At 51.7% G+C, this 13,687-nt stretch carries 12 protein-coding genes, 4 tRNA genes and 1 pseudogene; 10 read left to right on the forward strand and 7 right to left on the reverse strand.

Translation table 11 applies throughout. The features are described from left to right. Positions 1–176: 176 nt before the first annotated feature. The 3 genes from D5270_RS14890 (at position 177) to D5270_RS14900 (ending at position 5,817) form a co-directional block, all read left to right on the forward strand. Positions 177–1,841: an S-layer homology domain-containing protein gene (locus tag D5270_RS14890; protein WP_166544831.1), complete on the forward strand. Its 1,665-nt coding sequence runs from the start codon at positions 177–179 to the stop codon at positions 1,839–1,841. Positions 1,842–1,919: 78 nt separating this feature from the next. Beyond that, the gene (locus tag D5270_RS14895) at positions 1,920–4,541 is read left to right on the forward strand and encodes a valine--tRNA ligase (protein WP_166544832.1); all 2,622 of its coding nucleotides are present in this window, start codon (positions 1,920–1,922) and stop codon (positions 4,539–4,541) included. A 13-nt stretch (positions 4,542–4,554) separates the two neighbouring features. Next, the gene (locus tag D5270_RS14900) at positions 4,555–5,817 is read left to right on the forward strand and encodes an O-acetylhomoserine aminocarboxypropyltransferase/cysteine synthase family protein (RefSeq protein ID WP_166544833.1); all 1,263 of its coding nucleotides are present in this window, start codon (positions 4,555–4,557) and stop codon (positions 5,815–5,817) included. A gap of 16 nt (positions 5,818–5,833) precedes the next feature. On the opposite strand, the gene D5270_RS14905 is transcribed toward D5270_RS14900, so the two are convergent. Then, a complete protein-coding gene (locus D5270_RS14905; RefSeq protein WP_166544834.1) occupies positions 5,834–6,769 on the reverse strand; it encodes a radical SAM protein in 936 nt (311 codons plus the stop codon). Positions 6,770–6,900: 131 nt separating this feature from the next. Here D5270_RS14905 and D5270_RS14910 point away from each other — a divergent pair, with 131 nt between their 5' ends. From D5270_RS14910 to D5270_RS14930, 5 genes are all read left to right on the forward strand, one after another. After that, positions 6,901–7,236 (forward strand): winged helix-turn-helix transcriptional regulator, encoded by a 336-nt coding sequence (locus D5270_RS14910; protein ID WP_166544835.1) that lies wholly within the window; start codon positions 6,901–6,903, stop codon positions 7,234–7,236. Positions 7,237–7,396: 160 nt separating this feature from the next. Continuing rightward, positions 7,397–7,470 (forward strand) — tRNA-Gly (locus D5270_RS14915). Positions 7,471–7,520: 50 nt separating this feature from the next. Further along, a tRNA-Arg gene (locus D5270_RS14920) sits at positions 7,521–7,597 on the forward strand. A gap of 4 nt (positions 7,598–7,601) precedes the next feature. Beyond that, positions 7,602–7,678, forward strand: a tRNA-His gene (locus D5270_RS14925). 52 nt (positions 7,679–7,730) lie between these two features. Next, positions 7,731–7,806: transfer RNA gene (locus D5270_RS14930), tRNA-Gln, on the forward strand. 206 nt (positions 7,807–8,012) lie between these two features. On the opposite strand, the gene D5270_RS16960 is transcribed toward D5270_RS14930, so the two are convergent. From D5270_RS16960 to D5270_RS14945, 6 genes are all read right to left on the reverse strand, one after another. Beyond that, positions 8,013–8,267, reverse strand: coding sequence for an integrase core domain-containing protein (locus D5270_RS16960; protein ID WP_243150398.1), 255 nt, complete (start codon positions 8,265–8,267; stop codon positions 8,013–8,015). Then, entirely contained in the window at positions 8,171–8,779 is a 609-nt protein-coding gene (locus D5270_RS16965) for an IS3 family transposase (RefSeq protein ID WP_330587543.1), read from the reverse strand. The genes D5270_RS16960 and D5270_RS16965 overlap by 97 nt, the downstream gene beginning before the upstream one ends. A gap of 4 nt (positions 8,780–8,783) precedes the next feature. Beyond that, on the reverse strand, positions 8,784–9,092 hold the full coding sequence (locus tag D5270_RS16970; protein WP_243150399.1) for a helix-turn-helix domain-containing protein: 309 nt from the start codon (positions 9,090–9,092) through the stop codon (positions 8,784–8,786). Between the two features lie 143 nt (positions 9,093–9,235). Beyond that, on the reverse strand, positions 9,236–10,381 hold the full coding sequence (locus D5270_RS14940) for a reverse transcriptase/maturase family protein (protein ID WP_330587544.1): 1,146 nt from the start codon (positions 10,379–10,381) through the stop codon (positions 9,236–9,238). Next, on the reverse strand, positions 10,324–10,578 hold the full coding sequence (locus D5270_RS16975; RefSeq protein WP_243150401.1) for a hypothetical protein: 255 nt from the start codon (positions 10,576–10,578) through the stop codon (positions 10,324–10,326). The genes D5270_RS14940 and D5270_RS16975 overlap by 58 nt, the downstream gene beginning before the upstream one ends. 550 nt (positions 10,579–11,128) lie before the next feature. After that, positions 11,129–11,770 (reverse strand): Crp/Fnr family transcriptional regulator, encoded by a 642-nt coding sequence (locus D5270_RS14945; RefSeq protein WP_166544836.1) that lies wholly within the window; start codon positions 11,768–11,770, stop codon positions 11,129–11,131. 88 nt (positions 11,771–11,858) lie between these two features. Between D5270_RS14945 and D5270_RS14950 the strand changes: the two genes are divergently transcribed. Both D5270_RS14950 and D5270_RS14955 read left to right on the forward strand, forming a co-directional pair. After that, positions 11,859–12,539 carry a 4Fe-4S dicluster domain-containing protein gene (locus tag D5270_RS14950; RefSeq protein WP_166544837.1) on the forward strand — a complete coding sequence of 227 codons (681 nt, stop codon included), beginning with the start codon at positions 11,859–11,861 and terminating at the stop codon, positions 12,537–12,539. A 28-nt stretch (positions 12,540–12,567) separates the two neighbouring features. Next, positions 12,568–12,900 (forward strand): annotated as a pseudogene (locus tag D5270_RS14955) (cupin domain-containing protein). Positions 12,901–13,687 lie beyond the last annotated feature (787 nt).

The raw sequence follows: 13,687 nt of genomic DNA on the forward strand, positions 1-13,687 counted from the left end.
ATAATAGTTACAAAACGGTAACATTTTAACATACTTTGGGGGATTTTGCAAGCCCGGAGGAGGGATATTCACAGCTTATTAACATAGTGTTCATATTTAAGAATTTCCCATTGACAAGAAGCCCGGTTTGGAGGATAATATATAAGTAATATCGCAAGCTTCAGGAGGGATAAGTTATGAAAAAGATATCCAGAGAGTTATTGTCAGTTCTGCTAGCAGTCCTGCTTCTTGTAGCCCAGCCGGTGAGCGCCGGGGCACTGGAGGATGGGGGCGCAGTTACCCTTACCGACCAGCAGACGCTTGTAGACAGCTTCGAGAGCGTACAGCTGACAGTACAGAGCTACGAGAGCACCGCAAACGGCACCGGCTCGCTGTACAGCGGCCTGAGCACCCGGCAGAAGGCGGCTTATAAGGCCCTTGAGAATATATCCTGGAGCAGGATAATCAGCTCCGGCGGCAATACCGTGCCGGTAAGCGTGCAGGGCATAAACGGCACCGTGCTGAGCGGCATGAACAGCGGCGGCACCTTTGTGCCCACAGGCTCCTCTGTGACAGAGTACAGGAACATACAAAACGATGTAAACGTGGCGATAACAGCCCTTCGCTACGACAGGCCGGACCTTATATGGCTTGACGCCAGCGTGGGCAGCTACTATAACTTCCGGGGCACCGGCGGCAGGTACGTGATAACCCAGTTCAGCTTCTACTTCTCCCTGCCCTATGGCGGACAGGAGAACACAATGCGCGACAGGATGATGGAGGCGGCCAGGAGCATAGCAAATGAGGCCTCCCGCCAGCCGGACACCTACAGCAGGGTAAAGCGTGCCCACGACCTTATCGCCGCCCGCAGCACCTATAATAACGGAGCCGCCAGCCGCCCGGGCAGCAGCAGTATGGGCGACCGCCTGGCCCATAACGCCTACAGCGCCCTAATCGACGGGGACAGCTTCGAGCCAGTGTGCGACGGCTACTCCAAGGCCTTTAAGATAGTCCTGAACCTTATGGACATCCCATGCACGGTGGCTATAAGCCATAACCATATGTGGAACAATGTAAAGATGGACGACGGCCTCTGGTACAACGTGGACCTCACCTGGGACGACGGAGGCAATAACGGTAGCCTGGATTATTTCCTGGTGGGCTCGGGGACCGTAATTTGGGGCACAGCCTTCAGCGCCCAGCAGGACCATATCGAGAGGGACCCCTTTAACGAGAACACGGTAAGCGGCGCCAGGTACCCCAGGAAGAACACCGTGGCATATAAATATACAGGCGCGGACTACCCCAAGACCACCTATCCCGACGTGCCACGCTCGGACTATGCCTATGAGTACATTGAAAAGGTGTCGAAGCTGGGATACTTCTCCGGGGACAACGCCGGATATTTTAACCCGGGCAAGAATATAACCAGGGTTGAGTTCGCCACTGTTCTGGCGAAGGCCATGGGAGCGGATTTGGAGGCGTATAAGGGCATGTACAGCTTCTCCGACGTGGGGACCACAAAATGGTACTCCGGCGCGGCGTACTGGGCCAAGGAGAGCGGCCTGATGGTGGGCTCAGGTGACAGATTCAGGCCCGAGGCCCCCATATCCCGCCAGGAGATGTGCGCGGTGCTTGCCAGGGCCCTGGACCTTGACGGCGTGCAGTCTGGCATATTTGCCGACGACGAAAGCATAGACAGCTGGGCCAGGGAGGGCGTATACGCCTGCTATGCCGCCGGGCTTGTGACCGGGAACAACGGCAGCTTTAACCCCAAGAAAAATACGGTGCGCCGTGACGCGGCCATAGTCTTCTCGAAGTATGCCGAGAGGGTAGGCGCGGTCCCCTCCGGGGGACAATAAGCTGACCCTTAAACCATGCCATATATTTATAGTTTGAATTGTTTAAAATGTAAAGTATAAAAGAAGGGATGATACAAAATGAGCAAGGAGCTTGCAAAGGCCTATGAGCCCAAAGAGGTGGAGGGCCGGATATATGATTTCTGGCTGAAAAATAAATACTTCCACGCCGAGGCCGACCCTGATAAGAAACCCTATACCATTATGATGCCCCCGCCCAATGTCACCGACCAGCTGCACGTGGGCCACGCCATGAATATGACTACCCAGGACGTTCTGATACGCTGGAAGCGTATGCAGGGCTACAGCGCCCTCTGGCTCCCCGGCACCGACCACGCGGCCCTGGCCACCGAGGTGAAGATAGTTGAGGCTATGGCGAAGGAGGGCATAAAGAAGGAGGACCTGGGCCGGGACAAGTTCATGGAGCGGGCCTGGGCCTGGAATGAGAAGTACGGCGGCAGGATAACCGAACAGCTAAAGCTTCTGGGCAGCTCAGCCGACTGGGACCGTCAGCGCTTCACCCTGGACGAGGGCTGCTCAAGGGCAGTTCGCCATGTGTTTGTGAAGCTCTACGAAAAGGGCCTCATATACCGTGGGGAGCGCATGACAAACTACTGCGCCCACTGCGGCACGGCCCTCTCCGACGCGGAGGTGGAGTTTGAGGAGAAGGAGGGCAGCTTCTGGCACCTGAAGTACCCCCTTGCCGACGGCTCAGGCTATGTGGAGCTGGCTACCACCCGCCCCGAGACCATGCTGGGGGATACTGCCGTGGCGGTGCACCCCGAGGACGAGCGCTATAAGAATATTATTGGAAAGAAAGTCATTTTACCACTGGCGAATAAAGAGATTCCCGTGGTAGCCGACGAGTACGTGGAGATGGACTTCGGCACCGGCGTTGTGAAGATAACCCCCGCCCACGACCCCAACGACTTTTTAGTGGGCCAGCGCCACAGCCTGCCAGTCATCACCATTATGGACGAGGCAGGGAACATCAACGAGAACGGCGGCAAGTACCAGGGCCTCAGTATGCTTGAGGCTAGAAAGCAGATTGTGAAGGACCTTGAGGAGGCAGGCTATTTAATTAAGGTGGAGCCCATCAAGCACAATGTGGGCACCTGCCACCGCTGCCATACCCCTGTGGAGCCGAGAGTATCAACCCAGTGGTTTGTAAAGATGGAGTCCATGGCGAAGCCCGCTATTGAGGCCGTGCGTGAGAAGAAAATAAAGATTATCCCCGAGCGCATGGAGAAGGTCTATTATAACTGGATGGAGAACATCAAGGACTGGTGTATTTCCCGGCAGATATGGTGGGGGCACCAGATACCCGCCTGGTACTGCGACAGCTGCGGGGAGATATCCGTCAGCGAGGAGGACCTGACTGTCTGCCCCAAGTGCGGCAAGCCTTTAAGGCGCGACGAGGACACCCTGGACACCTGGTTCAGCTCCGCCCTCTGGCCCTTCTCCACCCTGGGCTGGCCTGAGGACACAGAGGACCTAAGGTACTTCTACCCCACCAACACCCTGGTGACCGCCTATGACATCATCTTCTTCTGGGTGGCCCGCATGATATTCTCCGGCATTGAGCAGATGGGGGAGATACCCTTTGACACCGTGCTGTTCCACGGCCTTGTGCGGGACTCCCAGGGCCGCAAAATGTCCAAGTCCCTTGGCAACGGCGTGGACCCGGTGCAGGTCATCGACAAATACGGCGCGGACGCCCTGCGCCTCACCATAATCACCGGCACCAGCCCCGGCAACGACACAAGGTATTCCGACGAGAAGGTTGCCGCCAGCCGGAACTTTGCCAACAAGATTTGGAATGCCGCCCGGTTTATCCATATGAACATCGACGGCTTTGAGGTGTCCCCGGAGCTCCCCGGTGAGCTGACCCTTGAGGACAAGTGGATAGTCAGCAAGTTCAACCGCATGGCAAGGGATATGACCGAGAACCTGGAACGCTTCGAGCTGGGAGTAGCCGTGCAGAAGGTGTACGACTTCATGTGGGGTGACTTCTGCGACTGGTATATCGAGCTTTCAAAAGGCCGCATGAGCGGCGGCAGCGAGAGCTCGGCCCAGGGCGCCAGGCAGGTGCTGGTATGGGTGCTAAGCAGCACGCTGAAGCTCCTGCACCCCTTCATGCCCTTCATCACTGAGGAGATTTGGCAGAGCCTGCCCCATAAGGGCGAGGCCCTGATGATATCCAAATGGCCGGAGTTTGAGGGGGGCCTGGACTTCCCCATAGAAGAGGCCGAAATGGAAAAGGTGATGGAGCTTATCACCGCTGTGCGCACCAGAAGGAGCGAGATGAACGTGCCCCCCAGCCGCCGGGCCCATCTGTATATCGAGACAGACAAACCGGAGGCCTTTGACACCGAGTGCGAGTCAATCGCGCGCCTGGCCTATTGCAGCGGCGTCGAGACCGGCGGCAGCTTCGACCTGCCGGGGGCCGTCACTGTGGTGACCTCAGGCTGCCGGGCCTATCTCCCCATGGACGACCTTATCGACCGGGAGGCCGAGAGCCTGCGCCTTTCAAAGGAGCTGGAGTCCGCAAGAAAGCAGCTGGCTACGGTTGAGAGCAAGCTCACCAACGAGACCTTCATGAGCAAGGCCCCCCAGAATGTTATAGACGGCGTGAGGGCAAACGGCGAGAAGCTCAGGGAGAAGGTACAGCGCATTGAGGAGTCCCTGGACTCACTAAAATAAAGGAGACAAGAATATGAGAGACGAGACCAAATGCCTGCACTCGGGCTATACCCCTAAAAACGGCGAGCCCCGGGTGCTGCCCATAGTCCAGAGCACCACCTATGTGTACGACTCTGCGGCGGAGGTAGCCGCCATATTTGACGACCCCACCAGGGGCCTCTGCTACTCCCGCTTCGGAAACCCCACTGTAATGGCTGTGGAGGCTAAGATAGCCGACCTGGAGGGGGGCGTTGGCGCCATGTGCACCACCTCGGGCCAGGCGGCAAGCCTGCTCTCCATACTGAATATCTGCAAGGCCGGGGACAGTATCGTGAGCCTGCCCACCATATATGGGGGCACAATAAACCTCTTTAGCTTCACCCTGAAAAAGCTCGGCATAGAGTGCATATATGTTGACGGCAATTCCAGCGACGAGGAGATAAAGGCCCAGTTTAAGGAGAACACAAAGCTTTTCTTTGGAGAAACTATAGCCAACCCCGCCCTGAAGGTCCTGGACATAGAGCGCTTTGCCAATATCGCCCACCAGATGGGCGTGCCCATGCTGGTTGACAACACCTTTGCCACCCCCATCCTCTGCAAGCCCTTTGATTTCGGCGCGGATATAGTTATCCACTCCACAACAAAGTATATGGACGGGCACGCCGTGCAGGTGGGCGGCGTTATTGTGGACAGCGGCAAATTCGACTGGACCAATGGGAAATTCCCAGAGCTCACCGAACCCGACGAGTCCTACCACGGCATTTCCTACACCGAGAGCTACGGCAGGATGGCCTATATAATCAAGGCCCGTATGCAGCTAATGCGCGACTTCGGCGTGTACCCTGCGGCCCACTCGGCCTTCCTTCTGAACTTAGGCCTTGAGACCCTCCCGGTGCGCATGAAGCAGTATTGTGAGAACGCCCAGGCCGTGGCTGAGTTCCTGGAGGGCTCGGACAAGGTTGAGAGCGTCATTTACCCCGGCCTCAAGTCCAGCCCGGACCATGAACTGGCAAAGAAATACCTGAAGGGCTCCAGCGGGGTCATCTCCTTTATCATAAAGGGCGGCAGGGAGGCCGCGGCCAAGTTCATGGACGCTGTGACCCTGGCCTCAAACCAGGTGCACGTGGCGGATATCCGTACCTGCGTGCTGCACCCCGCCAGCGAGACCCACCGCCAGCTCACAGACGAGCAGCTTATAGCGGCGGGTATCGACGGCGGCATGATACGCCTGTCGGTGGGCCTTGAGAATGTTGAGGACATTTTAGCCGACTTGAAAGCGGCCCTGGCGGCTGTTTAAGAACTTTTTAGAGCCATTACAGGTGCCGGAGGTTTTCCCGGTAATCCCGCAGCCGCTCCTCGCCAACAGTGTCAATAATACTGTCAATTCTTTCAAGCAATGCGTCCCTGTCCTCAGGCAGAGAGCCCTGGAGCTGGAACGCGTTGGAAGCGCCCAGGGCGGCAAACTCGGTGGGGATTTCCAGGCTCCCGACCAGCGCGCGGATTTCCCGGTATTTCTCCACTTCCCCCGCCTCATGCCAGCGGCCCTGCTGTATCTCCTGATAGAGCTCTGAGCCGGGATAGACAGTCAGCATATTGGCGCCAATGAGCCGCGGATGGAGCTTATTGCATATGGCGGCGGTGGCCTTCGCCCCGAGCTCCCCCCGACCGGCGCCAGATATGCCTGCCAGATAGAAAAAGCTGTAGCCAATGCCGGCCCGGTCAAGCCTGCCGCACTGCTCCAAAATGTCGGCGGCTGAGCAGCCCTTATTCATGAAGCTTAGGGCCTCGTCGTCCCCGGTCTCAATGCCGATAGTAAGGCCGTCATACCCGGCCCCAGCCAGCGCTGTGAGCTCGCTGTCCGATTTCATGGATATATCCGTTACCCTGGCAAAGCAGCCGATAGTCCTGACAGTGGGGATATATTCGCGGATAAGCCCGGCAATAGCCAGCAGGCGCGATGCTTTCAGTACAAAGGGGTTGGCCCCGGTGAGAAAGGCCCGCCGGAAGCCCTTGGGTTTAGACAGCCCCTGGAGGCGTGCAGCCATGGAGGCAAAGGGGTCCGTGTTCCATAGCTGAGCCTCCTGCAGGTCGCGCTCATTATCCTCAAGAGGGGACATCCTGAATTTAAAGGGCAGGCCGTCATATAGGGTGCAGAATTTGCACCGGTGATGTGTACAGCCGGCGGTGGCCTCCAGCAGCAGGCTGTCCGCCTCATAGGGCGGCCGCCATATAGTTCCTGTAAAATGCATAGTAAAAACCTCCTTCGTTTTCCCAATTATAACTCTGTGCCAGGATAATTCAAGTACGGTACTTTTTTGCAGTACCTTGATTATCCCAGCGCAAGGAGCTATAATGAGTGAAAGCGGGGGAGGTTTTGCATATGAGAAAAACAGAGCAGTCCATAGAGCGCTGTAAAACAATGTCGGCGCTACAGAGGATATTAGGGGGCAAGTGGAAGCTGGAAATACTCTACTACATAGCATTTCACGGCGTCAACAGGTTTGGGGCGCTGAGGCGGCAGCTGGGGGAGATAACGGAGTCCTCGCTGACAAAGCAGCTGCGGGAGCTGGAAGCGGACGGGTTTCTACACCGCCGCGACTTCCATGAGGTGCCGCCGAGAGTTGAGTACATATTAACTGGCCTTGGCAGGAGCTTTATGGACGTGATTGCCTACATGAAGGCGTGGGGTGACGAAAACCTGCCGGGGGAGAAATGACGGAACCGCGAAAGCTTATAAGAGGGTTTACAGAAAAAAAGCGGCGGGACGGAAATTATTCCGCGCCAGGGCAAAATTTTTCTTGACGAACAGGCGGGTTTATGCTATAATATCACGGTGGACAAGGGAAGCAGTCCGCGCGGCTTGCCTGCCGGTAGCTGCGGGTGTAGTTCAGTGGTAGAACTCCAGCCTTCCAAGCTGGTCGTGTGGGTTCGATTCCCATCACCCGCTCCAAAGCCCCAATAGGGCAAATATAATCGTGGGCCAAGGGGTGCCCCGAACATGCGCCAATAGCTCAGCTGGATAGAGCAACTGCCTTCTAAGCAGTAGGCCAGGGGTTCGAGTCCCTTTTGGCGCGCCATATGGTGGACGTAGCTTAGCTGGTCAAAGCGCCAGATTGTGGCTCTGGAGACCGTGGGTTCGAATCCCACCGCCCACCCCACACAAAAGGCACGGAGTTTAATTCTTGAAATTAGGCTCCGTGTCTGCCATATTGGGCTGTCGCCAAGCGGTAAGGCAACGGACTTTGACTCCGTCATCCCGTGGGTTCGAATCCCGCCAGCCCAGCCATGTGAATAGCCTGTTGACTTCCGAACCCCCATGGGTTGGACATCAACAGGCTGTTTTCATTTGCCTAGAGTTTATGCGGGATCAGGGCGCGACACTTTACCACGCTAATTTGGATATAAAAGTTCAAAAACTTCAAAACGAGATATGAAAAAGCAGAAAACCGTAAGATATGAACTCCTATGTCCAATATGAAGTTGCCCATATCCCTAGTGTTTGCTTAGAAATTCGCTTTCCTTCTGTAATGGTGTCTTGTATTGATTCGTAGCGTGAGGCCTTTGCTCGTTATAAAAGACTATGTACTTATCAACAGCTGCCCTAAATTCGTTTTCAGAGCGGTATTTTGCCCTATATAGCTCCTCACGTTTCAGATAGAAAAGAATGATTCCATAACTGAATTGTCGTAGGGTGTGTATGCTTTTGAAAAAGATTGCGTGACCCCAAGCGATTTCAAATAACTGCAAAATGCAGCAGCCCTGTAGTTCGTTCCACGGTCTGTGTGGAATATTAGCGGTTGTGTGGGGCAACGGTTTTCATATGCCGTACGAAAAGTACTCTTGACTAACTGTGTGCTGTTAGACTTGCCAATCCTATAAGCTATCACTCTCCTTGCGAACAGATCTATAACCGCACATATATAAAACTTTTTCTCGTGGAAACGGAAGTATGTAACATCACTTCCCCACACTTCATCGGGACAAGTAACATTAAACTGTTGATTCACATGGTTGGTAAATTTCCTTTGTTCCTTATTATAGGTATTTTTCGCGCCTTGCCGCGCACTGGTCAATCCCATTTCTCCCATGAGTTCTTGTACCATATCGGGTGAAGTGTGATAACCTTTTTCTTTCATGATGGCAAATATCTTTTTAGCGCCAAAAATTTGATTGCTCTCATCATATATTTGCTGAATGACATCACAAAGTTCTTTTCGGCGTTGAGCGTAAGATGTGTTCTCGCGCTTGTTGCGCAGGATATGGTTATAGAATGTGCCACGGGGAACATTCTAAAGCCTTCAATTTGGTATCAAGCGAATCGCTGGGAAGACAGCCTGCTGTCTTGAGGATCTCAATGATTCCTTCAAGGTGCTCAACTTTTCTCTCAAGCATACGGAAGTTCTTTAGGGAAAGCTCATTCGGGGTGTCTTGATTACGTGATTCTTCCTTGAGCCAGTTATAGATCGTGCTTCTGGGTACTCCTGTTTCCAGAGAGATATGGGCTACTGATTGGCCGTTTCTGTGGAGAGAAATGATGGCTTGCCTTTCATTGGGTGTGTGTTTATAGTTCATGATATCAACTCCTTTGGAGTTGATTATAACATGCTTTATTTAAAAATATATGTAACCTTGCTTGTGGTTTAGAAAGATTATCGAGATGGTGTAAAAATGTCAATCGGAATACATAGACTATTTTTGTGGAAGGGACTACAATGTTACCCACCCAATTGACGTTTTAATGCTTTTCGTATTTTTGACATATGCAGTCTGGTATCTCTGTCAATCGATTCCTTATATCCAATAATCTTTTTTGAACGTTGTATATATGTCAAAAAGTTGCCGGAACACTTTCTTGTGTGACCATCTCTCTTCTTGATCAGATAACCATTTGCACCCTTAATAGAATATAAATTGTACAAGTTTGAGGCAAGAATGCGTTTTCCTACAGAAATGTTTCCCGGTGATTTTGTTATACTTTTAACTTTCCTGTACATACGCTGATAATATTTTCCAGTCGTTTTAGCTCTGACCGTTATGGTTTTCCCATCAAAAGTAAAACCGAGAAAATTGATAAAGCGTTTTGACTTTTTATCGGATATGCCATACTGTGCGCTACAACTTACTAACGATTGGTTTTCAAATCGGTAATATTGTGTTTTTTCTGGTTCTAAAGTCAATCCATCAATTTTAAAAAATCCGCTCACATCTTTCATTGCTTGAGAGGATGTATCTCCGTTGTCTGGGATCACAATAATAAAGTCATCACTATAACGCATATAGAATCCGTTCAAATTACTTACAAAATAATGAACTTGCCTATCAACATCCATCATGTATATATTTGCAAGCATGCCGCTGATCGGAGAGCCCTGGGGGATGCCGTATTTGTTTGGGTTTGGTTTGATGTGTGTTCGGTTAGCTTTGAATTCCTTTATTGATAGTACACGCGAACGAGAATTCAGTTCCTTACGGCCTTTCAGATCATCCGGCAGATGGTTCAGAGCCAATAAATCAGACAGTTCCCAAACACTATACCTAGTTAAACTTTTGAAGACAGCATAATGATCGTCTGGGAGCCGCGATTCCCACAGCAGAGAACACCATTGACGCTTTAAATAGTTGTGATCCAGATTGTCGAAAAAGCCAGTGAAATCTCCAATCATAATATAGCACGGAGAATTATTTCGGATAAAGTCGATGGCGCGCTTTGCAAAGTTGATATTGCTTTGATGAAGGTCGCTCCTATAGGCTACAGCAACATGGGATATCCTATCTTGTTCTACACGCTGATTATATAACTCGCCTAAAATAAAGTTATAATACTGATATATACAGCGGTCAATGTGTGCAGCATAGCAAATATCCCGCTTTTTATCTGTCTTTCCGTCTGTTTTTGCTTATAATGAATAAACGGATAGAATCCATGCAGTTTTATATTTTTCGGATCTGATAAATAAACGCGTTGCTGCCCTATATTCGTTCTGTAATCAAAGTGAGCATAAAAGCGCATACTTTTTTCTTTTGCCTCATCTGATGCCAGCCATTCTTTATCAGTCATCTCAAAATCTCCTTACAAAATGCAATATCCGCCAACACGAGGGGCAGCATCCCTAAGTTGGCGGATATACAGTTTTGTTGATAGCTTCTCATTGTACAGCTATTAGGACATGCTAAGAAGCCAGCTGCCCGATTACGCAATATTCAACTATGATATAATTGAATGGGATGCCTGTGCCATCCTCTGGATATGTTTGATAACGGTGGCCGCCGTTCTGACAGCTTTCAACCAGTATCACCAAGTTCACAAACCCTATCAGGAGCTCCTGATAGAAATTACTACGAAAGGATTGACAACAATACATCTCCCTTACATCCTACGTGTAAGGCAATAATATTATAGATCATCTGCCATGAATTGTCAACTGCTGTTAGATTGAATAATTTGAAGTAGAGCTGCTTTTCAGACTTTTTTTCGAAAAGCAACTCTATCTTTTCTGTATCCCAATGAAATTACATGGATCTATCAAAATCTGGATAGTAGAGGTTATTTAGGTTCGCATTTTAGACGCAGGAGTTCTCAAAATTCCTGTGTTTTTTCTTTCCATATCTTACTTCAAAACAAAGTGATTTTTCCGAAAATCGATAAGCCCATCCCGCCGCATTTTCCCCAGCTCTTTGGAAAGCGCGCTGCGGTCCAGGTTCAGATAATCGGACATCTCCTGCCGGTCAAAGGGTATAGTGAACTCGGCTCTGCCTGCCCGCACAGACTGGTATGATAAAAAGGACAGCACTCGCCCCCGTGCGGATTTAGGAGTCGTGCAGAATAGGCGGTTGCTTAGGGCTAGATTTTTCTGGAAAGCTCCCATCAGCAAGTGGCGGTATAGCTTTGGGTGCCACGTTTTCTGCCGGTTTTCCTCCCGCAGCAGGGCGGTAATGTCCATCATCAGGACTTGAGCATCCTCCGCGCAGACCACGTCTACCATCAGCGGTTCCCGGCACATCACATAGGTCTCGGCGAACATCTGACCCGCTGGGACTGCCTGTAGGATGCTTCGGGTCCCCCACACGTTCACGTTTTCTATATGGACGCTCCCCGATAGCACAATGCCCATCTCCTGGGCTATATAGCCCGCGTGAAGGATCATCTCGCCCTTTTGGTAGCTGTGCCTGTGCATACCGTGGAGAGTTTGCATTTCATCCAGTTCCTTCGGGGTGATGTCGTGGAGCAGGGGTATAAAAGATAATTCCATAAATTTCCTCCATATTTGTGGTTGCAGCAACATAATATCTCTTTAAACTATACTATAATCAGAGCAAGAAAACAAGGGAGGAAAGAAAATGGTACGTAAAATCATTCATATAGACGAGGAAAAATGCAACGGTTGCGGGGCCTGCGCCAGCGCCTGCCATGAGGGAGCTATCGGAATGGTGGGCGGCAAGGCAAAGCTCCTGCGGGACAACTACTGTGACGGCCTGGGGGACTGCCTGCCCGCCTGCCCTGCCGGGGCGATCTCGTTTGTGGAGCGGGAGGCGGCAGCGTATAACGAGCAGGCGGTCCAGAGCAATAAAGCGAAGCAGAACACCGGTTGTCCGGGCCAGCAGATGCGACGGTTTGACCGGACAGAAGAAGCGCCCGCATCTGCCGCCAAGCCTGTCTCCCAACTGGGCCAGTGGCCCTGCCAGATCAAGCTGACCCCGGTAGACGCGCCATATTTTGACGGTACAAAGCTGCTTATCGCCGCCGACTGCACCGCCTATGCCTACGCCAATTTTCACCAGGATTTCATGCGGGGCAAGATCACGCTGATCGGCTGCCCCAAGCTGGACGGAGTGGACTATAGCGAAAAGCTAACGGAAATTATCCGGCGGAACGATATCCAGAGTGTCACCATCGTGCGCATGGAAGTACCCTGCTGCGGGGGATTGGAGGCGGTGGCAAAGAAAGCCCTGCAAAGCAGTGGGAAATTCATTCCCTGGCAGGTGGTCACGATCTCCACAGACGGCAGGATCTTAGAATAAACAACAGTCACACAAAGGAGGATGCACCATGAATGGACCGATGAAAAATATTGCAAAGGCGGAAGTCCTGACCCTAAAGGAACAAGTGGCGTATCAGGAGGGCTAGGTGGTCAGCAAGACGCTGGCCCAGAACAGCGCGGTGAGCGTGACCCTGTTTTCCTTCGATCTGGGCGAGGAGATCAGCACCCATGAGTCCGGCGGCGACGCCTTCGTCACTTGCGTGGACGGCGTGGGAAGGATCACTATTGAGGGGCAGGAGTTTTTTCTCCATGAAGGGGAGTCTATCGTTATGCCCGCCGGGCACCCTCATGCGGTCTTCGGGCAGGAACGGTTCAAGATGCTGCTAGTCGTGGTGTTTTGAGGGGAGTACGTGCATCTTTTAAGTCAGAGTTGGTTTAACGGCTTTTCAAAAGGCCGGGAAGCCGCATAAATACTGCCTTTTTTGACCCCACAGCGGCCTCTGGCATCTGATAAGCATGGTAAGGCCATCTCCAAACCGGCTAAAACTCGTACCATTTAGAGTTTAGCCGGTTTTTTGCAAGGCAGTTTTCGGTCCTCAATACCGTTCGTGCCGCTTATTTCCGACTTAATGCCATCACAACGCACCCCAGTATGTTATGTTGGCCACGATATCCCCATTAGCAGCTCGCATGGGAACAATCGAAGGCATTTCATCCACACACTTCATAGTGGGCAGATAATCTGGCAGACTATGCAAACCCCCTCCAATATATACGCGTGTCCTCAACAAATGGTGTGGCCGGGCTAGAGCCGCTTTGTATATAGTTATACCAATTGTTTGATGGATAACCGGAGCCGCCCTCATATGTGCTCACATATTCTGTACACACTTGATTAAGCTGTTTAAAAAAGCTGATAAATCCATCCTTGTCAATCAGACTAGTTTCACTTTTGTAATCGCATATCTCCGAGAGAAGACTAAGACCATTATTTCCCAGCGTAAATCTGGCAGCCATTCGGGGGCCCCGACAAGGATTTAGGGCGCTTTCTCAAAATCAACATTTGGACGATTTGATATGGTAGTGTCAAGAATTTTTCGCAAATAAGATTGCAGGGTCTGGCTTGAATAAAGTCAGCCAGCGATGGAGGCGTCCTCCAGAGAGGCCTCCAGGTGCTTCATGTTCATG

Source organism: Acutalibacter sp. 1XD8-36 (assembly GCF_009917525.1).
Taxonomy (GTDB): Bacteria; Bacillota; Clostridia; order Oscillospirales; family Acutalibacteraceae; genus Acutalibacter.